This is a genomic window from Arthrobacter sp. P4_H3, from assembly GCF_056400885.1.
Genome location: NZ_JBFUKK010000023.1, coordinates 1 through 26,277, shown reverse-complemented (window position 1 = coordinate 26,277; position 26,277 = coordinate 1). Strand labels below are relative to the sequence as shown.

Annotated in this window: 24 protein-coding genes; 14 read left to right on the top strand and 10 right to left on the bottom strand. The window is 66.3% G+C overall.

The genetic code is table 11. From position 1 onward, the window contains the following. Positions 1-74: 74 nt before the first annotated feature. A complete protein-coding gene (locus tag AC1DRE_RS21955) occupies positions 75-1,490 on the top strand; it encodes an acyltransferase family protein (RefSeq protein WP_476986612.1) in 1,416 nt (471 codons plus the stop codon). Beyond that, on the top strand, positions 1,487-1,843 hold the full coding sequence (locus AC1DRE_RS21950) for a GNAT family N-acetyltransferase (protein WP_104173825.1): 357 nt from the start codon (positions 1,487-1,489) through the stop codon (positions 1,841-1,843). Before AC1DRE_RS21955 ends, AC1DRE_RS21950 begins: the two co-directional genes overlap by 4 nt. A 78-nt stretch (positions 1,844-1,921) precedes the next feature. On the opposite strand, the gene AC1DRE_RS21945 is transcribed toward AC1DRE_RS21950, so the two are convergent. Further along, on the bottom strand, positions 1,922-2,659 hold the full coding sequence (locus AC1DRE_RS21945; RefSeq protein WP_476986611.1) for a GAF and ANTAR domain-containing protein: 738 nt from the start codon (positions 2,657-2,659) through the stop codon (positions 1,922-1,924). A gap of 129 nt (positions 2,660-2,788) precedes the next feature. Between AC1DRE_RS21945 and AC1DRE_RS21940 the strand changes: the two genes are divergently transcribed. From AC1DRE_RS21940 to AC1DRE_RS21900, 9 genes are all read left to right on the top strand, one after another. Beyond that, a complete protein-coding gene (locus tag AC1DRE_RS21940; protein WP_476986610.1) occupies positions 2,789-3,472 on the top strand; it encodes an HAD family hydrolase in 684 nt (227 codons plus the stop codon). A 178-nt stretch (positions 3,473-3,650) separates the two neighbouring features. After that, complete coding sequence (locus tag AC1DRE_RS21935) at positions 3,651-5,621, top strand: glycosyltransferase family 2 protein (RefSeq protein ID WP_476986609.1); 1,971 nt, start codon at positions 3,651-3,653, stop codon at positions 5,619-5,621. After that, positions 5,618-5,947 carry an STAS domain-containing protein gene (locus AC1DRE_RS21930; protein WP_104173822.1) on the top strand — a complete coding sequence of 110 codons (330 nt, stop codon included), beginning with the start codon at positions 5,618-5,620 and terminating at the stop codon, positions 5,945-5,947. The genes AC1DRE_RS21935 and AC1DRE_RS21930 overlap by 4 nt, the downstream gene beginning before the upstream one ends. Continuing rightward, positions 5,947-6,378 carry an ATP-binding protein gene (locus AC1DRE_RS21925; protein WP_476986608.1) on the top strand — a complete coding sequence of 144 codons (432 nt, stop codon included), beginning with the start codon at positions 5,947-5,949 and terminating at the stop codon, positions 6,376-6,378. Before AC1DRE_RS21930 ends, AC1DRE_RS21925 begins: the two co-directional genes overlap by 1 nt. 179 nt (positions 6,379-6,557) lie before the next feature. After that, positions 6,558-8,147 (top strand): pyridoxal phosphate-dependent decarboxylase family protein, encoded by a 1,590-nt coding sequence (locus tag AC1DRE_RS21920; protein ID WP_476986607.1) that lies wholly within the window; start codon positions 6,558-6,560, stop codon positions 8,145-8,147. After that, a complete protein-coding gene (locus tag AC1DRE_RS21915; protein ID WP_476986606.1) occupies positions 8,144-9,589 on the top strand; it encodes a lysine N(6)-hydroxylase/L-ornithine N(5)-oxygenase family protein in 1,446 nt (481 codons plus the stop codon). Before AC1DRE_RS21920 ends, AC1DRE_RS21915 begins: the two co-directional genes overlap by 4 nt. Further along, the gene (locus AC1DRE_RS21910) at positions 9,586-10,149 is read left to right on the top strand and encodes a GNAT family N-acetyltransferase (RefSeq protein WP_476986605.1); all 564 of its coding nucleotides are present in this window, start codon (positions 9,586-9,588) and stop codon (positions 10,147-10,149) included. The genes AC1DRE_RS21915 and AC1DRE_RS21910 overlap by 4 nt, the downstream gene beginning before the upstream one ends. Then, a complete protein-coding gene (locus AC1DRE_RS21905; RefSeq protein WP_476986604.1) occupies positions 10,146-11,999 on the top strand; it encodes an IucA/IucC family protein in 1,854 nt (617 codons plus the stop codon). The genes AC1DRE_RS21910 and AC1DRE_RS21905 overlap by 4 nt, the downstream gene beginning before the upstream one ends. Before the next feature lie 61 nt (positions 12,000-12,060). Next, positions 12,061-12,837: an SDR family NAD(P)-dependent oxidoreductase gene (locus tag AC1DRE_RS21900; protein WP_476986603.1), complete on the top strand. Its 777-nt coding sequence runs from the start codon at positions 12,061-12,063 to the stop codon at positions 12,835-12,837. A 10-nt stretch (positions 12,838-12,847) separates the two neighbouring features. Here the strand turns inward: AC1DRE_RS21900 and AC1DRE_RS21895 are convergent, their stop codons facing one another. Both AC1DRE_RS21895 and AC1DRE_RS21890 read right to left on the bottom strand, forming a co-directional pair. Continuing rightward, complete coding sequence (locus AC1DRE_RS21895; protein WP_476986602.1) at positions 12,848-13,903, bottom strand: FUSC family protein; 1,056 nt, start codon at positions 13,901-13,903, stop codon at positions 12,848-12,850. Positions 13,904-14,039: 136 nt separating this feature from the next. Then, positions 14,040-15,647 (bottom strand): MFS transporter, encoded by a 1,608-nt coding sequence (locus AC1DRE_RS21890; RefSeq protein WP_476986601.1) that lies wholly within the window; start codon positions 15,645-15,647, stop codon positions 14,040-14,042. A 581-nt stretch (positions 15,648-16,228) separates the two neighbouring features. Here AC1DRE_RS21890 and AC1DRE_RS21885 point away from each other — a divergent pair. Both AC1DRE_RS21885 and AC1DRE_RS21880 read left to right on the top strand, forming a co-directional pair. Continuing rightward, positions 16,229-16,450, top strand: coding sequence for a hypothetical protein (locus AC1DRE_RS21885; RefSeq protein WP_476986600.1), 222 nt, complete (start codon positions 16,229-16,231; stop codon positions 16,448-16,450). 74 nt (positions 16,451-16,524) lie between these two features. Beyond that, positions 16,525-16,779, top strand: coding sequence for a hypothetical protein (locus AC1DRE_RS21880; protein WP_476986599.1), 255 nt, complete (start codon positions 16,525-16,527; stop codon positions 16,777-16,779). Between the two features lie 104 nt (positions 16,780-16,883). On the opposite strand, the gene AC1DRE_RS21875 is transcribed toward AC1DRE_RS21880, so the two are convergent. Next, positions 16,884-19,496 carry an ATP-dependent DNA ligase gene (locus AC1DRE_RS21875; protein ID WP_476986598.1) on the bottom strand — a complete coding sequence of 871 codons (2,613 nt, stop codon included), beginning with the start codon at positions 19,494-19,496 and terminating at the stop codon, positions 16,884-16,886. A 40-nt stretch (positions 19,497-19,536) separates the two neighbouring features. Between AC1DRE_RS21875 and ku the strand changes: the two genes are divergently transcribed. Beyond that, complete coding sequence (ku, locus tag AC1DRE_RS21870; protein WP_476986597.1) at positions 19,537-20,550, top strand: non-homologous end joining protein Ku; 1,014 nt, start codon at positions 19,537-19,539, stop codon at positions 20,548-20,550. Positions 20,551-20,663: 113 nt separating this feature from the next. Here ku and AC1DRE_RS21865 read toward each other — a convergent pair whose 3' ends face one another. From AC1DRE_RS21865 to AC1DRE_RS21840, 6 genes are all read right to left on the bottom strand, one after another. Continuing rightward, positions 20,664-20,930, bottom strand: a complete 267-nt coding sequence (locus AC1DRE_RS21865; RefSeq protein ID WP_214956171.1) for a DUF7218 family protein — start codon at positions 20,928-20,930, stop codon at positions 20,664-20,666. Between the two features lie 2 nt (positions 20,931-20,932). Beyond that, on the bottom strand, positions 20,933-21,556 hold the full coding sequence (locus tag AC1DRE_RS21860) for an SRPBCC family protein (RefSeq protein ID WP_476986596.1): 624 nt from the start codon (positions 21,554-21,556) through the stop codon (positions 20,933-20,935). A gap of 306 nt (positions 21,557-21,862) precedes the next feature. Continuing rightward, positions 21,863-22,141, bottom strand: coding sequence for an HPr family phosphocarrier protein (locus AC1DRE_RS21855; protein ID WP_028270626.1), 279 nt, complete (start codon positions 22,139-22,141; stop codon positions 21,863-21,865). Positions 22,142-22,195: 54 nt separating this feature from the next. Next, the gene (locus AC1DRE_RS21850) at positions 22,196-24,244 is read right to left on the bottom strand and encodes a PTS fructose transporter subunit IIABC (RefSeq protein WP_476986595.1); all 2,049 of its coding nucleotides are present in this window, start codon (positions 24,242-24,244) and stop codon (positions 22,196-22,198) included. Positions 24,245-24,246: 2 nt separating this feature from the next. Next, positions 24,247-25,245, bottom strand: a complete 999-nt coding sequence (locus AC1DRE_RS21845) for a 1-phosphofructokinase family hexose kinase (protein WP_476986594.1) — start codon at positions 25,243-25,245, stop codon at positions 24,247-24,249. Further along, positions 25,242-26,051 (bottom strand): DeoR/GlpR family DNA-binding transcription regulator, encoded by an 810-nt coding sequence (locus tag AC1DRE_RS21840; RefSeq protein WP_364123528.1) that lies wholly within the window; start codon positions 26,049-26,051, stop codon positions 25,242-25,244. Before AC1DRE_RS21840 ends, AC1DRE_RS21845 begins: the two co-directional genes overlap by 4 nt. Positions 26,052-26,277: the final 226 nt, after the last annotated feature.

Below are 26,277 nucleotides of genomic sequence, written 5' to 3'. Positions count from 1 at the left end.
TTGTGGCCCTTGACGGATGCCCGGCGGACAATGGAAGGTACGCAGAGAATCGATCCGCGTCCACAGGGAGCGCAATGGGTGTTCCGCAGCAACGACAGTCCCAGCAGGCAGGCGATGTGCCGGACCTGCCCCCACGGGAACGCGACCCGGTGATCGACCTCGCCCGCTTCTTCTGCCTGGCCCTGGTGGTGGTAGGACACACTATGATGGTCAGCCCGGTGCTCCACCCTGACGGCACGGTGACCACCGAAAACACGCTGGCCCTGCAGGACTGGTTCGAGCCGATCATCTGGATATTCATGGTGATGCCGCTCTTCTTCGTGGCCGGCGGCATCACCGGCCTGCAGTCCTGGCGCCGGCTCAAGGCAAACGGCGGCACGGGAACGGAATTCGCCCAGGCCCGGCTGCTGCGCCTCATCCGCCCGGCCGCGGCCCTGCTGGCTGTTATGTTCGCCGGACTTTGGGCGGCGCGGCTGTTTGGCGTGGAACCCCAGGTGGTGGAGCTGATCGTCACCGGCGCCGGGATGCCGCTCTGGTTCCTCGCCGCGTATCTGGCCGCCCAGCTGAATATCCCCTTGCTGGCTGCGCTCCATGACCGGGCCCCATGGCTTGTGCTGGCCGGACTCACCACGCTGGTGGTGGCAGTGGACTGCTTCCGCGAGGCCCTGCCGCTCCTTGCCTATGCCAACATCGTCTTCCTGTGGTGCGCCGTCCAGCAGCTGGGATTCATCCTCGCCGACGCCCCCGAAGGGAGGCCCAGGGCCTCCGCGCTGGTGGGCGTCATCGTCGGCAGCAACCTCCTGCTGGGCCTCGTCACGGGCCTTGGGCTGTATTCGGGCAACATGCTGGTGAACCTGAATCCGCCCACCTTCTGTCTCCTGCTCCTTGGCGTGGCCCAGGCCGCGGCGCTGCAGCTCTCCCGTCCGGTCCTCGCCGGCGTGGCCGCGTCACGGTGGGTGCGGACGGTGGTCGGGCTGGCCGGACGGCGGGCCATGACCGTTTACCTGTGGCACCTGCCGCTGCTGGCAGCCATGTCCGGGCTGCTCCTGCTCACCGGCTTCCCCAAACCGGCGGCGGGGACCGCCGGATGGTGGTGGTCGCGGCCTCTGGTCCTGCTCGGCATCATCGTGCTCCTGATACCGGTACTGGCCGCCTTCGGCCGGCTCGAAGAACGTCCGACGGCGTCCGCGCACTCCCGCCGTCGGCCCGCCGCCGCAGTGGTGACCGCCGCCGTTGTGGTGTTCATCCCGGTGGCCGACGCAGCGATCAACGGACTCACGCTTGGACTGCTGGGCGGAGGCGCGGCGTGCTTTGCCCTGGCCGTGCTCCTGTTGGGCCGGATTCCGGTTCGCGGGCAATCGCTGCATGCCCGCCCGGAGGGCACGACCGGCGGCGCGACCGGCAGCCCGGAGGGCACGGCCAACGGCGCGCCGGGCGGGGCCGGAGGGCCATTGCCACCGGCGCCTTTAAGTGCCAATGTCGAACCATGACGGAGAACACGGTATCCACTGAAGACACGTTCAGCCCGGACGTCACCACCATCCGCAATGATGACCTCCACCGCTACGAACTGCGTGTGGGCGGCAAGTTGGCGGTTCAGTCGCGCTTTATGGACAGACCAGGGCACGTGGACTTCATCCACACGGACACCGCGGAGGATTTCAAGGGCCAGGGGCTGGCAAAGGTGCTGGCGCATTTCGCCCTGGATGACGTGGTGTCCTCGGGGAAGCGGATCATCCCGCATTGCCCCTTCATCTACGCCTACCTCAAGAAGCACGACGCTTACGAGCAGTTCATTGACTGGCCGGAACAGCCGCCCACGGATGAAGTGACGGCTTCATAGGCAACGGCGTCATAGGCAACCGGCCGGCCCCCCTGCGGCCTGGTCGAAGCCGCTGCCAGCCGCCTAGCAGCCAGCCGCCTAGCAGTCGAAGTGGGTGGCGTGTCCCTCGCCGGCGAACGATCCCACCAGCTTTTCCGCCACGTCCCGGAGCTTCTGGTTCCGGCCGCTGGAGGCTTTGGTGAGGATGGCCATTGCTTCTGCCTGCGAGCATCTGTTCTGGCCCATGATGATGCCGGCCGCAAGGTCGATGGCGGTGCGGGACTTCATGGCAGACCGCAGGTCCTCGGCCAGCTGCTGCCGGACGCCGATCCGTACCGCAAGGCGGAGCGCCTTTTCGGCGTGTGATGCGAACAGTTCGGCCTTTTGGATCGCGGTGGCATCGAAGACGTCCGGGGCCGGAGCAAAAACGTTCAGCGCTGCGGTAGCCCCTGCGTCCAGGGTGAGCGGCACACCCAGCACGCTGAGCTGACCCTGGGTGGCAATCGCCAGGCCGTATTCGGGCCAGCGGGAGTCCGTGCGCGTGTCCCGGACCAGCACCGTGGTGCCCGTCGTCATCGCATGGAGGCAGGGTCCCTCGCCGAAACTGTGCTGGATCTCGTCAAAGAGCCGGGCCTGCGGGTTGCTCCATGCCGCCGTGGTGGTCCTGTGGTGCCGGTTAAGGGTGACCGCGCAGGACACTTCGTGGCCGAGGGCGTCCGAAAGCGAAACAGCGGAAAGCTCGCAGAGCTCCGCCAGGAAGCTATTGACATCGCTACTGCTGATGACAAGATCCTGCAGCTCTCCGGCCACGGATGCGTCCAGCGTGCTCTCGTTCATACTTCAAGTCTAGGTCTGTCCGGGGCCGATTGGCCGGGGCCGGAGAGGCGGCTTGTGGCGTGGGCAACAATTTCGTATTGTTTAGGTGAGTTATGAAGCTGGCTCTTGGAAGTCTCTGTAGGAGAAGCCTTGAACCATAAACTGCGTGTGCTGGTCCGTGTGGATATTGATCCCGGACGGGTAACCCTGGAAGTCGCCGGCTGCCTGACCCAAGCCAATTACCCCGTGCTGCTGCACATCATGCGCCGCGCGCGCCGGCTCTCCCCGGAACAGGACATCACGGCAGACCTCCACGGTGCGTCGCATCTGGACCCCGAAGTCCTGATGTACCTGCGCCACATCGCCGGAAGCGCCGCTGAAGCCAACGGAAACCCCGGAGACGTGGCGACCGGCTCCGAGGCATTCCGCCTCAAACTGGCCGAGCCCGCGGAATTGCCCATCTGCCTGGAGCACGCCGGACTGTCCGGCGGCGACGAGGCCGCCCTGGACGGGGAGATCAACGCCCTCCTGGACGGCGGAACCACCCCAGGGCCCGACCCCGACGGAGTCCTGGCAGCCGCCGGTGAGCAACGCACCATCAACGGCCTGGAACTGTCCGAATACCTCGAAGGGAACATGGATCCCGCCTCAACAGTCCGGGCCATGTCAGATGATGCCCTCAGCAAATTGGCCGATGCCCTGTACCGGCATCTGGACACCCGCAACCCGTCGTTCGGTGCCCATACCTGGTACGAACTGGCGGCGGAGGAACTCCATCAGCGGCACCTCACGGAACCTGACGGTCCGTCGCCGGAGGAAGTCGCCGCCAGCTGACGGCCCGCCTCATTTGCGTCGGACACTTCGCTCCGCCCTTAGCCGTTTTCCCGGCGGGCGGATAAGGTTGGACTGACTCAGGACAGTCCGTCTTTTCCGCTCCGTTGGTCTCACTTTGGAGCCGGATCCCCACCGGGCGGCTGGCCGAACCGACCAGAATCCAGGGGGCAGCCGGGCTATGACATCGCGGCAGCTTGCCATTCGGCTGATCGTCCTGGCGACGGCCATCCTGGGCCTGAACTACATCATTTGGCGCTGGATGGTGTCCATCAACTGGGATGCCTGGTGGATCGCGGTACCGCTCGTCCTGGCCGAGACCTACTCCCTGCTGGACTCCTTGTTGTTCGGCGTCACCATGTGGCGTTACAGGCAACGGGACACCCCGCCGCCGCCGCCGGCGGGCCTGACGGTGGACGTCTTCATCACTACCTACAACGAGCCCCTGGACCTCGTGATGGGAACGGCGCGGGCAGCGAGGAGTATCGCGTACCCGCACAGGACCTGGATCCTGGACGACGGCAACCGGGCCGAACTGCGGGCCATCGCCGAAGCGGAAGGCATCGGCTGGATCACCCGGTCCGAGGACTGGGCCAACCGCCCGCGCCACGCCAAGGCCGGCAACCTCAACAACGCGCTGCTCGCCACCGACGGCGAGTTCATGCTGATCCTGGATGCCGACCAGATACCGGATCCCAGGATCCTTGACCACACCCTCGGCTACTTCAACGACCGCAGGATGGCCCTGGTGCAAACACCCCAGGTGTTCGTGAATGTCCCGCCCCACGATCCGCTGGGCAGCCAGGCGCCACTGTTCTACGGGCCGATCCAGCAGGGGAAGGACGGCTGGAACGCCGCCTTCTTCTGCGGTTCGAACGCGATCATCCGCCGGGAAGCCCTGATGCAGCTGGGCGTTATGCGCTATGTCTCGGAAACCGAGCTGGCGCTGAACAAGGCACTCCGGACGGCGGACAAGGTGGTGGCCAAGGCGAGGCGCCAGCTTGGTCCCGGGCAGGAACGGCTGGCGGCCGCCTTGTCCACGGTGGCGGCGGACCTCCGGCAGGTCCGGCGGGAACTCAGCGAAGGGCAGGCCATCGCCGACGTCACCTACCGTTTCCAGGAACGGGTGGACACAGTGGCACGGAACCTGGTCGCGGAAGACTTCGCGGCGCTGCACGCGGAGCTGAACTCCATTGAGGGGCTGTCCCGGACCATCGACGTGGACGGTTCACTCGCCGTCGTCGACGATGTCGCGCTGGACAGGCTGTCGCAACGGGACTGGTCCCCGCTGGGAGCGGTGGAAACCGTCCGCCTGCTGATCGATTCCGTCAACGCCGAGAAGGCGGGCGAGGCGCAGGCCGTCATGCCGCTCGCCACCATCTCCGTCACTGAGGACATGGCCACGTGCATGCGGCTGCATTCCCTCGGCTGGGAATCTGCCTACCACCACGAGAAGCTGGCTGACGGCCTGGCCCCGGAGGACCTCGATTCGATGCTGACCCAGCGGCTCCGGTGGGCGCAGGGCACCATGCAGGTCATGTTCCGGGAGAACCCGCTGCTGCAAAAAGGGCTGAGCCTGGCCCAGCGGCTGATGTACCTGGCAACCATGTGGAGCTACCTCGCCGGCTTCGCCGCCGTGGCCTATATCGCGGCACCGGTCATCTACCTCATCCTGGGGATCCTGCCCGTGCAGTCGCTGAGCAACGAGTTCTTCCTCCGGCTCATCCCCTTCCTGGTGGTCAACCAGGTCCTGTTCCTCGTGGTGGGACGGGGCGTGAAGACATGGCGCGGCCAGCAGTACTCGCTGGCACTGTTCCCCACGTGGATCAAGTCCGTTACCTCCGCATTCGGGAACGTGTTCCTGGGCCGGGACCTGGATTTCCGGGTCACACCCAAGACGCTGCAGGCACGCAAACGGCTGCCGTGGCACCTGGTCCGGCCCCAGCTGATCGCCATGTCTGTCCTGGTGCTGGCGGCCGCGGTGGGCGTCATCCGTTTATTGTTGGGCCAGGGGGACCTCCTGGGCAGTTCCGTCAATTTTGTGTGGATAGCCTTTGACCTGCTGATCTTCAGCGTGGTCATCCAGGCCGTTCGCTACCCCGGCTACGATGCCTGGCTGGACAGCACCAAAAAGAAAGAAGGAAATCCGTGATCGAATTCAACAACGAGACCCTGGCGAACGGAGTGGGCGTGATCCGTCCCGTCGGCCGGCTCAACATGGTCTCGGCGCCGCACCTGGGCGCCAACATCGATGCGCTCATCAGTGACGGCACGGTCCGGCTGGTGGTGGACCTGGCCGGTACTGATTTCATTGACTCGTCCGGCCTGGGTGCCCTGATCACGGGCCTGAAAAAGACCCGGCAGGCGGGCGGCGACCTTCGGCTGGCCAACCCCACGGCGCAGATCACCGCGGTCCTCGAAATGACCAACCTGAACAAGGTGCTGCAGCCGGTGTCCTCCGTGGACGGGGCCTATTGATGGGCAGCCGGTTCAGCCTGCGTGCCGCGGCCGTTCCCGACAGCCTGGAACTGGTCCATGACCTGCTCGGCGAGCTCTGGGAGGGCGAACCCGGGATCGAACCCATGGACCGCATCAGGTTCGAAACCGCGCTGATTGAGGTGGCATCCAACATCATTGAGCACTCCCGGCCTGCCGGCGCCGACCCCGTGCGCTTCGTCCTCACGCTCGAGTGCGAACCGGAGCGGCTCTACGCAGAGTTCACGGACAACGCCAGGCCGGCAGGCATAGACCTGTCCAGAGCCGAATTGCCGGACGACCTGTCCGCGAGCGGACGCGGGCTGGCCCTCGCCAAGGTGGCACTGGACCAGTTTTCCTATGCCAAGGAGGAAGACGGGAACCGGTGGACGTTGCTCTGCCGCCGCGAGTCGGAGGCCACCGCCCCGCAGTAGCCGCATATTCTGCCTCAGTCGCAGCCCGGGCGACAGTCAATGACGTCTGTTTGAGCGGCAAGAACCCCGGATTTCCGCCAAAAAATCAATTAGCTCACAAAAGTTTGACTAAAAGGTTCCCCTAAGTAAGGCTTGCCTTGCTACGTTAGCGCGCCCAACCGCCTACCAAAGGAAAACCTGTGACGCTGTTGCCCCGTGTGGATGATGAGATCCTGGACCTGCCTGCCCCGACTGCCGGGCATGATTTCGGCTCCCGGGTGGAACTTGCCCTCTCCGCCACCAACCACCTGTTCAACTCCCGCAACGCGCCCCGCTACGTGGCGCAGGTGCTCCAGGGCGTCAATGCCGTGGCCACCAAGCTGGAGCGGACCACCAAGCCGTTCACCGGCGTCGGGCCCGAGGAACTCAAAGCACGCGTCGGCGGGGTTGACCTGGACCGCCCGCTGCCGGACACTGCTGCCGCGCTGGCGGAACTCGAAGAGGTTTACCTGCAGGACGCCGTCTACTTCCACGACGCGAAGTACGCCGCCCACCTGAACTGTCCCGTGGTCATTCCGGCGCTGGTGGGGGAGAGCATCCTCTCCGCGGTGAATTCGTCCATGGACACCTGGGACCAGAGCGCGGGTGCCACCATGATCGAGCGCCGGCTCATCGACTGGACGGCGGAGCGGCTGTCCCTCGGCGACGCGGCGGACGGCGTCTTCACGTCAGGCGGCAGCCAGTCCAACTTCCAGGCGCTGCTCATCGCGCGCAACCACGCGGTGGCCGGGCTGCGGAAGCTTCCCGGCAATGAGGCCCTCCGGCTGCCCGGGCTGCTGGACAAGCTGCGGATTTTCTCCTCCGAGGACAGCCACTTCAGCATCCGCAAGTCCGCGTCCATGCTGGGCCTGGGCTACGACGCCGTCGTGCCGGTCGCGTACGGGCCGGACCACCGCATGGACCCCACCGCCTTGGCCGCCACGCTCGCGGAGACCGCCAGCTCCGGGCTTGTCCCCATGGCCGTGGTGGGAACAGCCGGGACAACCGACTTCGGCGCGGTGGACCCGCTCGCCGAACTTGCCGCGCTCGCCAAGGCCTACGGCGCATGGTTCCACGTGGACGCCGCCTACGGCGGCGGGCTGATGGTCTCCGGCCGCTACGGACACCGCCTGGATGGAATCCGGCTGGCCGATTCGGTCACGGTGGATTATCACAAAACGTTCTTCCAGCCCGTGAGCTCCAGTGCCCTGCTGGTGCGGGACACCGCCATGCTGCGGCACGTGACGTACTACGCGGACTACCTGAACCCGGAGAGCGCCGCGCTGGCGGACATCCCCAACCAGGTGGACAAGAGCATCCAGACCACCCGCCGCTTTGATGCCCTCAAGCTCTGGCTTACCCTGCGGATCATGGGAGCCGACGCGGTGGGTGCCCTGCTGGACGAAGCGATCGACCTTGCCGCCCGCACCGGGCAGGCACTGGACGCGGACCCCGACTTTGAGCTCGTTGCCAAGCCGCAGCTCAGCACGCTGGTGTTCCGCTACCGCCCGGTCCTGGCGGACGGTACCCGCCTGGACGAGGATGCGGCGGACGCCCTCAACCCGGCCATCAGGGCAGCCGTGTTCGCCTCGGGTGCGGCCGTGGTGGCCGGAACCAAGGTGGCGGGCCGGCATTACCTGAAGTTCACCCTGCTGAACGCCGAGGCCACGCCTGAAGACATCAACGCGATCATCACCCTGCTCCGCAGCACCGGCGCAGCCCTGCTGGCCGGACAGGAGGCGGCAGCATGAGCGCCGCCAAGTCCAACACTGCTGCAGCCGGAACCGGCACCGCCAGCGCAGGCCGCATTTACGACTTCGCCGGAATCGGCGTCGGGCCCTTCAACCTGGGGCTCGCCGCGCTCACCGAACCGGTGGACGGCGTGGATGCGGTGTTCCTGGAACGCCGCGATTCGTTCGAATGGCACCCCGGGATGATGCTGGAGCCGGCCCATCTGCAGGTCCCCTTCATGGCCGACCTCGTGACGCTCGCGGACCCCACGTCCCCGTATTCGTTCCTGAACTTCCTCAAGCAGACCGGCCGGCTCTACCGCTTCTACATCCGGGAAAACTTCTACCCGCTGCGCGCCGAGTTCAACCAGTACTGCCAGTGGGTGGCCGGCCAGCTCGCTTCGGTGCGCTTCGGCACGGACGTCCGGGAGATCACGTACGACGACGGCGTGTACACACTGTCCGTGGACGGTCCCGCGGGGTCCGAGGTGCTGCGCGCGCGGCGGCTGGTGCTGGGCACCGGAACGTCGCCCCACGTGCCCGCGGCCTGTGACGGAATAATCGGCGCGGCGGCCAACGACAGAGGGGGACTGGTCCTCCACAACGCCGATTACCTGTCGAGGAAGGCTGAACTGAAGACGCAGCGGAGCATCACCATCGTGGGCAGCGGCCAGAGCGCCGCGGAAATCTACTACGAGCTGCTGCAGGAGATCGACGTCCACGGGTACCAGCTCAACTGGGTCACCCGTTCCGGCCGGTTCTTCCCGCTGGAGTACACCAAGCTCACCCTGGAAATGACGTCGCCGGAATACGTGGACTATTTTCATGGGCTCCCGCAGGAACAGCGCGACGGCCTCATCAAGAGCCAGAAAAACCTCTACAAGGGCATCAACTCCGAGCTCATCGATGCCATATACGACCTGCTGTACGCCAAGAGCCTCTCCGGGATCGTGGATACCCGGCTGCTGACGCACTCGGCGCTCACCGGGGCGTCGTGGGACCCGGCAGCCGGGTCCCACACCCTGGCGCTGCGGCACGAGGAACAGGGTGCTGACTACTCGCTGGACACCGAAGCCGTGGTCCTTGCCACCGGCTACGGCTACCGCGAGCCGGAATTCCTTGCCGGCGTGCAGGACCGGATCGCACGGGACAGCACCGGCAGGTTCGCCGTCGAACGCAACTACAGCACCGGCGTCGAACCCGGCGAGATCTTCGTCCAGAACGCCGAGCTCCACACCCACGGCTTCGTCACGCCGGACCTGGGCATGGCGGCCTACCGCAACTCGTGCATCCTGCGCGAGATCACCGGACGCGAGGTCTATCCCGTGGAGCGCAGCATCGCGTTCCAGGAGTTCGGCGTGCAGGAGCAGCCGGAGTTCCCGGCCGGCGTCCGCGAACCCGGCGTCCGCGAACCCGTCGTCCGCGAAGCGGCTTTTGGTGAATCGGCGGGGGTGCACGCATGAGTTTCACTTTCCGCTGTTTCGACCCGGAAGCCGATGCGGAACTCCTCCACAGCTGGGTGACCCGGCCGTACGCCGCCTTCTGGGGGATGCAGTCCGCTACCGTGGACGACGTTGTGGAGGAATACTCCAAAATCCAGTCCAGCGGGCACCACCATGCGCTGCTGGGGCTCGACGGCGGCGTCCCCGCCTTCCTGATGGAGGAGTACCTTCCGGTGCTGTCGCCGCTGGCGGGCCTGTACGCCGTCCTGCCTGGGGACATCGGGATGCACCTCCTCGTTGCCCCGCCGGACGGCCCGCCGCGGACCGGCTACACCGCCGCCGTGATGGAAAAGGTCCTGGACAGGCTCTTTGCCAAGGACAAGGTGGACCGGGTGGTGGTTGAGCCCGACGCCCGGAACCACAAAATCCATGTCCTCAACGCGCGGCTGGGTTTCCAGCCCGCCGGGGAAGTGACCCTTCCGGACAAGCAGGCGCTCCTCAGCTTCTGCACCCGTGAGGCCTTCCACTCGGCCCGCGCAGCCCTACACTCATCCCCGATCCACCAGGGAGCATCGCTATGACCACCGCTGAACTTGAATCCGTCCTGACCGCAGGCAACGCCGCAACCCATCTGACGCCGGAACGCTGGGCGGCCGCCAACCGGCATCTGGTCCGCAAAGCGCTCGCCGAGTTCTCCCACGAACGGATCCTCAGCCCGGAACGGACCGGCGCAGGGGACCCGTCCGGGAGTACAGGCCACGAATACCGGGTGCTCAGCGATGACGCCTCGGTTGAATACCGGTTCTCGGCCAGGGTCCTGCACCTCGACCACTGGTCCGTCGACGCCGCCTCCATCAGCTGCAGCCGCGAGGGCCAGGACGCGCCGCTGGATGCGCTCCGGTTCATCACCGAATTCCGCGACGCCTTGAGAATCCGGGAGGAGATGCTCCCGGTCTACCTCGAGGAGATCAGCAGCACGCTCTCCAGCCACGCGTACAAGCAGTGGATGGGCCAGCCGTCGTCCGCTGAACTGGCAGCCGGCGTGACCCGCGGAGCGGACGTCGCCACGGACTTCCAGACCATTGAACGCAGCATGACCGAGGGCCACCCCTGTTTCGTGGCCAACAACGGCCGGCTGGGTTTCGGCATCAGCGACTACCGTGCGTTTGCTCCGGAAACCGGCGCCCCCGTGCAGTTGGAATGGATCGCGGTCCACCGGACCAGGGCCGTGTTCACCTCCAGCGAGGGCCTGGACTACGCCGCCCACCTTGACGCCGAACTGGGGGCGGGGGCCCTGGCCTACTTCGACGCCGAACTCGGCGCGCTCGGGCTCGACCCGGCCCGGTACTTCCTGATGCCGGTGCACCCGTGGCAGTGGGAGAACAAGCTGACGGTGACTTTCGCCGCCGAGATCGCCCAGCAGCACATCGTCCACCTCGGGACCGGGGCGGACAGCTACCAGGCGCAACAGTCCATCCGGACCTTTTTTAACACGGCCGCACCAGAAAAGGCCTATGTGAAGACGGCCATGTCCGTGCTGAACATGGGTTTCATGCGTGGCCTGTCGCCGCAGTATATGAAGGCAACACCGGCCATCAACGACTGGCTCCAGGAACTGATCGTCAGCGACGAGGCCCTGCAGGACCGCGGGCTCGCCATGATCCGCGAAGTGGCCGCCATCGGGTACCACAACGGTTACTACGAGGCGGCATCCGCGAAGGGTTCGCCGTACCGGAAGATGCTGTCCGCCCTGTGGAGGGAAAGTCCCCTGCCGCTGCTTGAGGACGGACAGCAGCTGGCCACCATGGCCTCGCTCCTGCACGTCGACGCGGCGGGTAAACCCATGGTGTCAGCACTGATCGAACGGTCCGGCCTGCAGGCCGGGGAGTGGCTGCGCCGGTACTTCGAGGCGTACCTCGTCCCGCTGGTGCACTGCCTGTACCGCTACGAGCTGGCGTTCATGCCGCACGGCGAGAACGTGATCCTGGTCCTGGAAAACGGCGTGCCGGTCCGGGCGGTCATGAAGGACATCGCCGAGGAAATCGTGGTGATGGGGGACAGGCTTGACCTGCCCGAGGCCGTGTCCCGGATCAAGGTCGATATCCCCGACGGCGAGAAGGTGCTGGCCATCTTCACCGACGTGTTCGACTGCATCTTCCGGTTCCTCGGCGCCCTCCTGGAGGAGGACGGCGTGCTCGGCGGCGACGAATTCTGGCGCATCGCGGCCGCGGCCGTTCACGGCTACCAGGCAGAGCACCCGGAACTGGCGGACCAGTTTGCCCGCCACGACCTGTTCGCGCCGGACTTCCAGTTCTCCTGCCTCAACAGGCTGCAGCTGCGCAACAACCAGCAGATGCTGGACCTCACGGACCCGTCCGGAGGCCTGCAGATGGCCGGCAGGCTGGAGAACCCGCTGGCGAAGTTCGCCTAGGGATGCCCGGCCGGCGGGCCCGCCAGCAGCGCGGACGGGCCCGCCCGGCTAGGATCTTGCCATGACGGAACAAGTTCCCGGACCCACAGCCCTGATCACCGGCGCCACGGCTGGCCTTGGCGCCGAATTCGCCCGCCAGCTGGCAGAGCAGGGCCACCATCTGGTGCTGGTCGCCCGCGACAGGGAGCGGCTGCGGGCGGCCGCGCACGAACTCGAGAACAACTACAGCATCACCGCCGAGGTGCTTTCCGCGGACCTGACGGACGATGCCGGGGTGGCCGCCGTCGTCGAACGCCTGTCCGACGCGTCACGGCCGGTGGAAATCCTGGTCAACAACGCCGGGATCGGGCTGCTGAAGCCTTTCGACAAAAACAGCATGGAGGAGGAACGCCGGCACCTCCGGCTCCATGTCCAGACGCCCATGGAACTGTGCCACGCGGCCCTGCAGGGCATGCTGGCGCGCCATTCAGGCAGGATCATCAATGTGGCCAGCGTCGCCGCCTTTGCCAACCGGGGGAGCTACTCGGCGGCGAAGGCCTGGCAGGTGACCTTCAGCCGCTGGGCCAACCTGGCCTATGCCGGCAGCGGAGTGAAGGTCACGGCGGTGTGCCCCGGCTTCACCCACACCGAATTCCATGACCGCATGGGCATGGACAAAACGGTGGCCCCGCGCTGGCTGTGGCTCTCCGCCGAACGGGTGGTCCGGGAAGGGCTGGCGGACAACGACCGCGGCCGTGCCGTTTCCATCCCCACGAAGCGGTACAAGATAGTGGCCACCGTTTCGCGCATGCTGCCGGCGCGGTTCACCTCAGGTCCGGCGAAGAGGCCCGCGAAGTAGGCGACGTGGGTCAGTTAATCCGGCGCCGCCGCCGGACCAGCACGATGACCACAATGCCGACCACCGCTCCGACAACCGTTTCCACGGCCCGTTCGGTGATGAGGACGTACGGATCCGCGGGAGCGGCAAGCTGCGTCATGAGCAGGATCACGGGCGTGAAGGACACCATGGCGAGGCCATAATGCCGGGTCATGAAAAGCTCGGTGGTGAACTGGAAGATGATCACCAGCAACGCCAGCACGGCGGCTTCCGCCCCCGGAAAGACCTGTAGCGGGGCCCACGGGGCCGGCAGAAGCACGACGGCGACCAGTACCAGCCCGAGGAAAGTCCCCATGATGCGGTGGAGCCCGCGGTGCACGCTGCTGGGCAGGTCGGCCCCTGCGAGGGGAACCGCGGCGGCGGCCATGGCCCAGTGCGGGTGGCCGCTGCCGCTCAGGACGCCGATGGCACCGGCGGCTCCCACGGCCACGGTGTATCGTGCCGCGTGGATCATGGCAGCCTGCCTGCGCGGTCCGCGCAGGGGTACCGCAGTCCGGACCGCTCCGGGCTGCCACCTGCGGCCGCGGACCCAGCCGCCGAACCCGATAACCAATGAGAACGCAGCGGAGGCGGCGGCGATGAGCAGCGCCGCGAACCAGGGAACCGTCGTGGGGACGGATGCGCAGGCGCCCAGGGCAAGGATGCCGAAGAACGGACCGTTGGGCTTCAGGTTCACCCGGTCGGAGAACACCGAGCCGACGCCGGCCAGTACGGCTTCCACGCCCACCAGCCACCACGAATGGAGGTGGTTGACGGACAGGACGATGCCCACGCCAACCCCGCTGAGCAGGACGAGTGCGGCCTGCGCCTGGTGCGCGAGGCGGAGCTGGTGCGGCTCAGACCGTCCATACATCCCCGTCAGGGCGCCGAAGACGGCGTAGATGATCAGTTCAGGGCGGCCCAGGAAGAGCAGCGCCAATGACGGAACAGCCACACTCACGGCGACGCGAAGCGCCGATAGGTGATCGTTGTTTGCGGGGCCAAGCCGATGCAGGGCGCGGAGATGCCGCATGCCGGCGTCGATCATGCGTACCTCCCTTCTTCTGTGCTTGCTGCCGTCAAAAAGTCTGCCAGACGCGCGAGAGGCCTGCTTTGCACGCTGTCACAAAGGAACATCGTGCAAAGCAGGCCTCACCGGGCGGGGGTCTGGACTACAGGGTCGGTCAGACCTTGGCCGGAACCTTTTCGGGCTCCGGGGCCTGATCCTCGAAAGGCATGTCATCCAGGTCGATCAGCGGGTTCTCATCCTGGGTGGCCACAAGCTCATGGGCTTCAGCCTCGGTGTCCACGCTGGGCATGGAGCCCGGCAGAGGACGGTTGGCCGATTCCTTCAGGAAGTAGATCGCGACGGCGCCGATGGCAGAGGTGGCCATCAGGTAGTACGCGGGCATCATGTCGTTGCCCGTGGCCGTGATCAGCGCTGCCACGATGAACGGCGTGGTTCCGCCGAAGATTGCCACCGAGAAGTTGTAGGCGATGCCCATGGCACCGTAACGGCTGGCAGTCGGGAACTGTGCCGGGAGCGCCGAGGCCAGGTTCGCCACGTAGAACGTCACCGGGAAAGCAATCAGGGAAAGGCCGGCCAGCGTGGACCAGACTTCACCGACGCCGATCAGGAGGAACGCAGGGGTGGCCAGGACGACGGTGCTGATGGCACCGATCCAGAGCACAGGGCGTCGGCCGATCCGGTCGGAGAGCTTGCCGGTCAGCGGGATGCAGAGGCTCATGATGACCAGGACGGGGATGGTCAGCAGCGTGCCGTGCACCTCGTCGTAGCCCTTGGACTCCGTCAGGTACGTCGGCATGTAGGAGGTCAGCGCGTAGCCGGCGGTGTTCGCGGCGGCAACCAGGATCATCGCGACGATGAGGGAGCGCCAGTACGCCTTCACGATGCCCACCGGGCCCTTGGAGGCTGTGGTGTCCGAGGCGGTTGCGTCCTTGGCGAGGCTCTCCTGGGCATCCAGGGTGGCCTGGAACTGCGGGGATTCCTCAATCTTGCTACGGAAGTAGACAGCGATCAGGCCGAGCGGGCCGGCAACCAGGAACGGGATCCTCCAGCCCCATTCCTCCATGGTGCCCTGACCCAGGGTCAGCTGCAGCACGGAGACGAGGGCGGCGCCGAGGGCGAAGCCGAGGTAGCTGCCCATGTCCAGGAAGCTGGCGAAGAAGCCGCGGCGCTTGTCCGGGGCGTATTCGCTCACAAAGGTGGTGGCACCGGCGTACTCGCCGCCGGTGGAGAAACCTTGGACCAGCTTAAGCAGCACCAGCAGGGCCGCGGCCCACATTCCGATCTGCGCATAGCCGGGCAGCAGGCCGACGGCGAAAGTACTGGCGGCCATCAGCATCAGCGTGGCGGCGAGGACCTTCTGGCGTCCGATCTTGTCGCCGAGCCAGCCGAAGATGACTCCGCCCAGCGGACGGGCGATAAAGGTGGCGGCGAAGGTTCCCAGCAGGAACAGGGTCTGCACGGACTTGTCAGCCTCAGGCAGGAACACCGGTCCCATGGTGGTGATCAGGTAGCCGAACACGCCGACGTCGTACCATTCCATGGTGTTACCCACGATGGTTCCGCCGAGTGCTTTCTTAAGCATCGGCTTGTTGACGACGTTGATGTCGGAGACTTTGAGCCTGCGGCGAGGCAACAGCCTCTGCTTCTTGGCGCCTTGGGGCGAATCGCCTTGAGGCGAAACGCCGTGAGGCAAAATACGGTTGGTCCCGCGGGCGTTGTCCACGCCTGCTGAAGAGTCGGTCATGCTTCGGTCTTTGGGCATTTGGGCTGCTCCTGTGGAGGTCATTTGCTTGCGACTTGTAGCTGCCCCGCTCCGGGCAGGCTTTCAATTTTACGCGATTTCCGTGGCGTTTCCGAGTTCCGTGGCGTATGATCCCGCGTTTCAGGCCGGTATTCGGCTCAAAAGCCGAATTTGTTTTGCGCCGTTTCACCGCGCCAGCACTGGAAATCCGGCGGTGCCGGGCATCGTTACCAAACCTTTTCCGCCGACAGGCCGGAAAAACGCCAAAATGCGCCGGAATCCGGCCCCTGCACCCGGAGGCAGGCCGCGTTCGTGCAGCACAGGAATCCATCCAAAACGGGGGTTTCCAACGGACCGGATCACTGTCTAAGGTTGAGCCATGGGAACACTGATCTTTGGATAGGCTAGCGGCCGTCAGCGGTTGTACCTGCTGGCCCGTCCCGCTGCCGTATTCACCAGCCATCCGCGCTAGTTGAGGCGTACGCCCCGCATTGATCCCTCCTGGCGACCCCCGTCGTCGTGATCTCCCCACCGCGATCTTCCAGCGTGTGCGTCCGCATCTCATCACCGCCACCCGATTCCGTCCCACAAGGAGAGCTTCCATGACCGACAAAACCAACAGCCAGAACGCCGAGCCCGCAACTGACCCCAAGGCCGGGGCGCCGGCGGCAGGGGGCATCAAGTCCAAGCTGACGGACGCCCAGCGGGAAATGCTGGCCAGCAAGTCCCGTGGAGGCACCGTTTCGAAGAGCGTTTCGCACGGCCACAAACCCACGCACGCAAGCGGCAAGCAGGGCCCTGCCGAGAAAAAAGTCCGCTGGTAGTTCCTGCAGACAAGCAGTTCCAGCAGACCTAGTATTGGTGGACACTTCATTTCAACGCGGAAAGGAAGAGCGCAATGGCTGAGAAAATTCCTGGGGGACAGCTCGAGCCGGAACTGGCCAGCCACTTGGCTGATTCCATGGACGAGGTGCCGGCTCCTGAAACGGAGCCCGCCGCGGTCCCGGCCTCGGCTACTGGCCCCAAGTGGCCGGATGGAAGCGGAAAGCACAAGCACCCGAAGGACCGCGCTACCCTGCATGGCCGCGATCACGAGACTGCGGTGGGAGCCATCCACCGGACCAGCCGGCCGCAGATTCCGCACCACGATTAGGGACGCGGCACCGGACGCACTGCCGGCGATGCCCGCCATGCCCTGACGCCCACCCTGCAGGAGATGGGCGTCAGGGCATTTCCGCGCCCAAGAAGTGTCCCAGGTCAGCCGGACTCCGCCACGACGTCCTCCGCGTTCTTGTCCAGGCGCCAGCCCCGCCACACCGGATGCCGCAGCTTCCCGGCCCCGGTCCAGTCCCCGAACGTCACCTCACCCACCAGCCCGGGCGTCACCCAGTGCGCGTCCGAGGCATCGGCGGCGGGTACCTCGGTGAACGGGGAGGTCTTCCGGGACAGGGAATCCATCTGCAGCCGCAGTTCGTTCAACTCCCGGTCGCTGAAGCCGCTGCCCACGCGTCCCACGTACCGCAGTTTGCCGCCCTCGGGGATCCCCACGAGCAACGACCCCACGGAGCCTTGCCGTGACCCCTTGCCGGGACGCCAGCCGCCCACCAGCACTTCCTGCGTGCGTTCGAACTTCAGCTTCAGCCAGGACTTGCTGCGCTCGCCGCTGACGTACCGGCCGTCAAGGCGCTTGGCCATGATCCCTTCAAGTCCCAGCTCTCTGGCGCTCGCCAGAAGGTCCTCCACCTCGTGGTCGAGCACTTCGGACAGGTGCACCGGGCAGCCTGCCGGCCAGCCCAGGTCATCCAGGCGCGCCCGCCGCTTCCGCAGCGGCATCCGGCGGAGGTCCTCGCCGCCGTCGGACAACAGGTCGAACACCATCAGCCGGACCGGCGTGGCGGCCCGCGCCTTGGCGACGTCGGCTGCCTTGGTCAGCTTCATCCGCGTCTGCAGCAGCCCGAAGTCGGGCCGCCCGGAAGGCCCGACGGCGACGATCTCGCCGTCGGCGGTGAAACTCTGCTCCGGCCAGCACTTGCGGTCCGTCAGTTCCGGGTAGCTTGCGGACACGTCGTTCCCGTTGCGGCTGATCAACCGGATCCTGTCCGCATCGCCGATGATGATGGCCCGGATGCCGTCCCACTTCAGTTCGAACTGCCAGTCCAGGCCGCGAAGATCGGCAGTCGTCCCGGAGCCAGCGAGCATCGGCGAGAAATCCGGGGCGGCAGACGGTGCAGCAGTCTGCGCCGCACGTGGGGAAGCCGCGGAAGACTGCTGTGTCCTGTCCGGTTCCTTCTTTGCCGGAGCAGCTTGTTTCGCCGGGGCTCCGTGCCCCTTGCGGTCCATCAGGTGAATGAGCCACTGGGACTGTTCGGTGCCCTGCGCAGTGTCGATGTCCCGGCTGGTCCGGATCAGCGCAAACCTCTTTGTTCCACCCAGGCCGCCGCCGTCGGCCCCTGTCAGCGTGGCGATGACTTCCTTGCCCGCGATCCATTTATCGCATTCGTAGTAGCCGTGGTCCCAGACGGTGACCGTTCCGGCGCCGTACTGGCCTTTGGGGATGGTGCCCTCGAAGTCGAGGTAATCCATGGGGTGGTCCTCCGTCTGGACCGCCAGGTGGTTCTGCGTCCCGCTCGTGGGCACACCCTTCGGAAGCGCCCAGGACACCAGCACACCGTCCCGCTCCAGCCGGAAGTCGAAATGCAGCCGGCTGGCGTGGTGCTCCTGGATCACAAACCGCTCCCTGATGGTGCCGGCGTTCGGGTCTGCCCGGTGCCGGTCCGCGCTGAACGGTTCAGGGGTTCCTTCCGGGTCCCGCATGGAGCGGTATTTCTCCAGCCGCGGATCCGCGTGTCCGCCCTCGGCTGCTCCACCGTTGGCCGCTCCGCCGTGAGCCGCTCCGCCGTCGTCGGGCTTGGTGTTGCCGGACGCGCCACCGGACGTGCTGCCGCCCGCGCCGCCGCCGGAAGGTCCCTGGACGTGGCCGCCGTGGGCGGACACCGCCGCGAAGGGGTCCTTGCCGTGCTTCACGCGCCGCATGACCTCGCGGTAGTCCAGTTGCTTCAGGGCGGGCGAGGCCAGCTCACGCCAGGTCCGCGGAGCCGCCACCGTGGGCTTCAGCCGGCCCCGGAGCGAGTAGGGCACGATGGTGGTCTTGGCGGCATTGTTCTGGCTCCAATCCACCAGCACTTTGCCGGTGCGCAGCGTCTTCTTCATGTCGCTGACGGCCAGGTCGGGGTGGTCCGCCTCCAGGGCGCGGGCAAGTTCATGGGCGAAGTCGGAAATCTGGTCCGAGCTCTGCGTGCCGTCGAGGCCGGCATAGAGGTGGATGCCCTTGCTGCCGCTTGTCACGGGAACGGGATCCAGGCCCACGTCCTTGAGGATGGCGCGTGCAAGCCGGGCCACCTCGACACATTCAGCCAGGCCGGCGCCCTCCCCGGGATCCAGGTCCAGCACCAGCCGGTCGGGGAACATGGGATTCCCGTGCGGATCCACGCGCCATTGCGGGACGTGGATTTCCAGCGATCCCATCTGGGCCAGCCACGTGAGGGTGGCGGCGTCGTTGACCAGGGGGTACTGGTTGCTGCGCTCCTTATGGCGGATGGAAGCGCGCGGAATCCAGCCGGGGGTGGAGTCTTCCAGGTTTTTCTGGAAGAACATCTCTCCCGGCGCCTCGGCAGTGCCCACGCCGTTGACCCAGCGCTTCCGGGTGGCGGGCCGGTTGGCCGCGGCAGGGATCAGCACCGGGGCCACTGCGGCGTAATACGCCAGGACGTCCGCCTTGGTGGTGCCCGTCGCCGGATACATCACCTTGTCCAGGTTGGTGACCACCAGTTCGCGGCCCTGGACCCGGACACGTTCCCTACTGCCTGCCAAAGGTCTTCACCTCCGGGCAACTCTGATGTTCACTTGATCCATGAGAGCCATCTGGAAAGGCGCTATCGCATTTGGGCTGGTCAACGTGCCGGTCAAGGTCTACAGCGCCACCGAGGATCACGACATCGGGCTGCACCAGGTCCATGGCGCCGACGGCGGGCGCATCCGCTACCAGCGCCGCTGCGAAGTGTGCGGCGAGATCGTGGACTATGCGGACATCGACAAGGCCTACGAGGAGGACGGCCGCACGGTGGTCCTCACCCGGGATGAGCTCAAGTCCATCCCGGCGGAGAGCAGCCACGAGATCGAAGTGGTGCAGTTTGTCCCGTCCGAGCAGCTCGATCCCATGATGTTCGAGAAGAGCTACTACCTCGAACCCGACTCCAAGTCGCCCAAGGCGTACGTACTCCTCCGCCGGGCGCTGGAGGATACGGACAGGGTGGCCGTTGTCCAGTTTGCCCTCCGGGAGAAGACCCGGCTTGGCGCCCTGCGGATCCGGGATGACGTCCTGGTGCTGCAGTCCCTGCTGTGGTCCGACGAAGTCAGGGAAGCGGCCTTCCCCGCCCTCGAGGCAACGGTCCGCATCTCCGCCCAGGAGCGCGAAATGTCCGCGGCGCTGGTGGACTCCATGGCCGGAGACTTCGATCCGGGCCAGTTCACTGACGATTACCAGGTGCAGCTCCGCAAACTCATCGACGCGAAGATCGAGCAGGGGGAGTCCCTGGACACGGAACAGACGTTCGGCGCCGAGGCTGCCGAAGCCGGCAGCGGCGAAGTGATCGACCTGATGGAGGCTCTCAAGCGAAGCCTTGAAAAGAAGCGGGGTGGCGGCACCGGCGACGCGTCCAAAGGCGACGCGTCCAAAACAGGCAGCGCTGGGGATGCTCCCGCGAAGGCAACCCGGGCCAAGGCGGCCCCGGCCCGGTCCACCGCAGCGAAAGGGGCGGGCAGCAAGGCAACGGCGACGAAGACTGCCAGCAAAACGGCAACAAAGCCTGCTGCGAAGGAGACTGCAGCCAAGGAACCGGCCAAGAGCCGGCGCAAAGAGGCCTGACACGGCCGTACCGCAACGGCGGCGGCCCGGAACGGAGTGCATCCCACCGTACTGGCGCGGAACGGGGTGGCGGGCGCGGCGCCGGCCTGTACGGTAACCCATTGCGGCTGCGGTCAGTGGTTTCTGAGAGCCGAAATCAGCTCGCTTTTCTTCTTGGCGGAGTATCCGGTAAGGCCGATCTCCTTGGCGCGGGACTTCAGCTGGGCGACCGTCCAGTCCTCATAGTCGCCGGCCTTGCCGCCTTTGCGGCCCACGGCCGAACGGCCCTTCTTGGCCGCGGCGTTGGAAATGCGCGCTGCTTTCTCCTTTGACGCGCCATCCTCCCGGAGTTCCTCATACAGTTCGGGATCTTTCAGGCTGGGGTTCTTCTTCTCAGGCATGGTCAGCTCGGATCCGATGGTTCGGCGTCGTCAATAAAGGGGTCCACACCGGCCGGGCGCTGCGGCGAAGGCGTGGGCGTATGGGGCGACTGCGCGTGGTGTGCGTCGGCTCCGGCGTGCGGAGCCGGTGCGCCGGCCGCGAAGCCGGCCTCTTCGTCGGTTTCTTCGACTTCGCCGCCGTCCACGGCGGAACGCCAGGCACCGGTTTCAATGCCGCGCTCCTCGATGAACTGCTTGAACCGCTTCAGGTCGGCACTGATCTGGTGGCTGTCCGCGTGGACGGCGGAGCCTGCCTTCTCCACCAATCCCTCGGGTTCCCATTCCAGCGCCACGGTGACGCGCGTCTGCTCCGGCCCGAGGGGTTCGAAGTAAACCTCGCCGGAATTGCGCGGTTTGTCCGTGCTGACCCAGGCGATGCGGCGGTCCGGCAGTTGTTCGGTGATCTGGGCGTTGTACTCGCGCCTGACTCCGGCGATGTCCGTCCGGAAATGAAGGGACGTCTCGTCGATCTGTTCCACGGACTCCACGCCCCGCATGAACTCCGGGAACGATTCGAACTGTGTCCACTGGTTGTAGGCGGTGGACACAGGAACATCCACCTCGATGGTTTCCTGCAGGGTAGCCACTGTCTCATCCTCTTTCAGTCCGGGTACGGCTCCGAATGCGGTCTGTTGAACGGTGTGTCGCCACGTTTTCCACGCTAGTAGGGCCATCCGGCAAAAACAAGGAACTTACTAAGGCGGCTTAGTGAACCATGCCGTGGACGCGGCAGGGGAGACCGGAAGGGGACTTAAAAGCCGGTAAACCGGTTTAGAGGGGTAACCGGAGGTTAAATGCAGCGGCCGGCCCGTGCGCCACGTGCCCGGAATTCGGGACTTACCGTGGCGCAGCGGGCCGGCCGCCTGACGCTGACCTAAGCGGTCGTCGAGCTGCTACTCGGCGTCGTGATCGGTTTCCAGGATCTGGACCAGGTGGTCCAGGGCGGTGTCGGCGCCGTCGCCCTCTGCACGCAGGACCACAACATCGCCGTGCGATGCGCCCAGGCTCATGAGGGACAGGATGCTGGCTGCGTCCATTGCCTCGTCGGCCGGTTCGCCCTGGCGGGCGATCGTGATCTCGTGCGGGTACTCGCCGGCGGCCTCGGCAAAGATGGCGGCCGGGCGGGCATGCAGGCCGACGCGGCTGGCGATGGTGGCGGTGCGTTCGAACATTTGTGCTCCTTGGATATCAGGTCGAGACAGAGGGTTGGGAAATACCGAACCGGGTCAGACAGTTACTGGAACCGGCTCCACGGTATCAACGGACTTGCGGACGGCCCAGCGCTTGAGGGCAATGACTGCCAGGGCAGTGACGACCGTTCCGACGAGGATCGAGACAACGAACATCAGGAAGTTGTCGATGGCGAAGAAGACGAACACGCCGCCGTGCGGGGCCTTCGACCCTACGCCTGCCGCCATGGAGATGGCGCCGGTCACTGCGCCGCCCAGCATGCTGGCCGGGATGACGCGGAGCGGGTCTGCCGCGGCGAACGGGATGGCGCCTTCGGAGATGAAGGACGCGCCCAGCAGCCAGGCAGCCTTGCCGTTTTCACGCTCGGCCAGGCTGAAGCGCTTCTTGTCGAGGACCGTGGATGCGAGTGCCATGGCCAGCGGCGGGACCATGCCGGAGGCCATAACGGCGGCCATGATCTGCCACGGTGCCTGGTTGTCCAGGGTTGCGGCACCCAGCCCGGCAACGGCGAAGGCGTAGGCGACCTTGTTGACCGGTCCACCAAGGTCGAAGCACATCATGAGGCCAAGGATGACGCCGAGGGCGACGGCGCTGGCACCGGTGAGGCCGGAGAGCCAGGCGTTCAGGCCCTTCGTGATACCGACGATCGGTGCACCGAGGATCACGAACAAAAGGCCGGAGGCGACGAGCGAGGCAAGCAGCGGGATGATCACCACGGGCATCAGGCCGCGCAGCCAGCGGGGCACGCTGATCCGGCCGATGACGTGCGCGATGTAGCCGGCGAGGAGACCGCCGACGATGCCGCCGAGGAAGCCTGCGCCCATGAACCCTGCAACGGCGCCGGCAACGAAGCCCGGTGCGATGCCCGGCCGGTCGGCAATTGCGTAGGCGATATAGCCGGCCAGGGCCGGCACCAGGAAGCCGAGCGACAGGGCGCCGATCTTGAACAGCACGGCACCGAGGTAGGCGCCGAACGGGCCCCAAGCGTTCTCGGGGTATGCGGTGGGCAGGTTGAAGATGCTGTTGTCCACCACGATGGCGTCCGCGTACTGGGTGATCAGGTAGCCGCCCATCAGGAAGCCCAGTGCGATCAGCAGGCCGCCGCCGGCCACGAACGGGATCATGTAGCTGACGCCCGTGAGGAGCGCCTTCTTCAGCTTCTGGCCGATGTGCTCGCCCTTTTCGGTGGCTTCGGCCTCTGCCTGTTCCTCGGCGCCGTAGTGCGGGACGCGGCGTGCGTGGGGGTTGTCAGCCGCGGCCAGCGCTTCCTGGACCATCTTGTCCGGCTCGTCGATGCCGCGCTTGACGGGTGCATTGATGACCGGCTTGCCGGCAAAGCGTTCCTTGCCGCGGACGTCCACGTCCACCGCGAAAATCACGGCGTCGGCGGCGGCGATGACCGCGGGGTCCAACGGTTTGGCGCCGGAGGAACCCTGGGTTTCCACCTGGAGGTCCACCCCGACTTCCTTGGCGGCGGCAACGAGCGAGTCGGCGGCCATGTAGGTGTGGGCGATGCCCGTGGGGCAGGCCGTCACGGCCACGAGGCGCTTGGGGCCGCCTGAACGCGCGCCGGTGGCGGCACCGGCGGACGGTGCTGCGGCTGCGCTTGCGGGTTCCGCGGCGGCTGCGGGCTTGTCGGCAAGGGCGCCCTCCACCAGTTCGACAATGTCGGCCTGGGTGGTGGCTGCGCGCAGGGAAGCGGTGAAGTCCTTCTTGATCAGCGAGCGGGCCAGCTTGGACAGGAGCTTCAGGTGCTCCTGGTCCGCGCCTTCGGGGGCCGCGATGAAGAAGATCAGGTCCGCCGGGCCGTCCTTGGCGCCGAAGTCCACGGGCTGCGACAGCCGGGCCATGGCCAGGGTGGGCACGGTCACTGCTGCAGAGCGGCAGTGCGGAATGGCGATGCCGCCGGGAACGCCGGTGGCGGTTTTGGACTCCCGGGCAAAGGCGTCCGTGAAGAGGCCTTCCGCCTCGCTGGCGCGTCCTGTGGCGGCAACCCTGCCGGCCAGATGGCGGATCACGTCCTCGGGCGAGTTGCCCAGGTTCTGGTCTAGCTCGACCAGATCAGTAGTAATGAGCTGAGTCACTGTCAGTCCTTCCGGAGGGCCGTGATGGTTACGGCATCAGGGGTGGTTTGGTGGACCGCCGGAACTGTGGAGCCCGGCAGGGAGGCGGCAGCGGCACCATGTGCCACTGCCTGACGGAGGCAGTCGGCCGGGGCGGCGCCCAGGCTGGAGGCGAGCAGGTAGCCGGCAAGGGATGAATCTCCCGCGCCGACCGTGCTGACCGCTTTGACCGGCGGGTGCGTGGCCAGCCACGCGCCGTCGGCCGTCACAAGTACCGCACCCTTGGAACCGAGCGTTGCCAGCACGGCACCTACACCGGAACGCACGACGGCGGCGGCGGCTGCCGCGGCAGCCTCCGGATCCGCTTCCAGTTCGTCAGCGGTGGACGCCGTGGCGAAACCGGCTGCGGCAGCCAGTTCAGCCAGTTCTTCGGCGTTGGGCTTGAGGAGGTCCGGCATGCCTGACGCGTCGCCCGAGAGGGCGGCGGCGAGGGGAGCGCCGGACGAGTCGACGGCGATGAGCGGCGTCGACTGTTGAGTGCCGTTGCCGGCATCTGTGGAGCGTAGCCGCCGGGTGACGGTGGCATAGAAGTCCGCCGGAACTCCGGGTGGGAGCGAACCGGCGAGGACGACCCAGCTGGCACCGCGGGAACGCTCCAGCAGCAGCCCGATCAGGGCTTCCTGCTGGTCTTCGCTCAGCACCGGGCCGGGTTCGTTGATCTTGGTGGTGACCCCGTCCGGCTCCGTCAACGCCACGTTGGTGCGCAGCGGCTCGTGGATGGCAAGGGCGGCGAAGGGGACGCCGCTGTCACGAAGCCCCGCCAGGACGGGATCGGAGTCGCCGCCCGGGAGGACGGCCACTGTTTCCAGGCCGGAGGCCACCAGTGCGCGGGAGACGTTAACGCCCTTCCCGCCGGACTCCTGGCTGACGGACGTTGCGCGCTGCACTTCGCCGCGCAGCAGGGGCGAAGGCAGGGACACGGTGCGGTCAAGGCTTGGGTTCGCGGTGAGGGTGACAATCATGCGATCACCACGTCCACGCCGGCGTCAGCAAGCGCCGCTGCGAGTTCCGGGCTGGGTTCACTATCTGTAATCAAGGTGTCCAGATCTTTCAACGAGGCGAACTGGACCAGCGTTTCCGCATCCAGCTTGGACGAATCGGCCAGCACCACGATGCGGCGTGCCGATTGGACGAAGGCAGCCTTGACGGCTGCTTCTTCAGGATCGGGCGTGCTCAGCCCGAAGGCCGAGTGAACTCCGTTGGCGCCGATGAAGGCGATGTCCGGCCGGATCCGGTGGGCTGCCTCCACGGTGGACTGCCCTACGGCAGCCTGGGTGAGCCCGCGGACCCTGCCGCCCAGGAGATGGAGGGCGATGCCCGGCTCGCCGGCGAGTTTCGCAGCGATGGGGATCGCATGCGTGATGACCACGAGTTCGTTCTCCGGACCGGAGTCCGGGGCAGCAGAGGGGTCAGAGAGGCGCAGGGCGATCAGGTCCGCCAGGGCTTCGGTGGTTGAGCCGGCGTCCACCAGGATGCTGCCGGCCGGGTTTTGCGGGATGAACGCCAGGGCGGCCTCGGCAATGCGCAGTTTTTCCGGCTGCCGCTGTACGGTCCGCTCCAGGATGCTTTCCTCGGTGGTGCTGATCCGGTCCGGGGCGACCGCGCCGCCGTGGACCCGGCGGACGGTACCGGCTGACTCCAGCGCGGCAAGATCGCGTCGGACGGTCTCGGTGGTGATGTTGAAGCGCTCGGCAAGGGCGGTGACGCTGGCCCGGCCGCTTTCGGCGACTAGACCCGCGATCAGCTGTTGGCGCTCCTCGGCGAACACTTACCCTCCGTTGCGTAAAAGACTGCAGGTAGTTCTGGGACTGGCTTCAGGACCGGCTTCCAGTGACTGCCATCACATGATGTTGAATTGTTTGACTTTATCTTTGTTCATGTTGGTTTGTCAACGAAAACAACATGAACGCAGATGCTAGCTTGGAGTTTTTGTCCAGATGGAGCGACTTCGAGGCCCCCGAAGGCGCGGTAAGTGGACAAAAACTCTTCCGGGA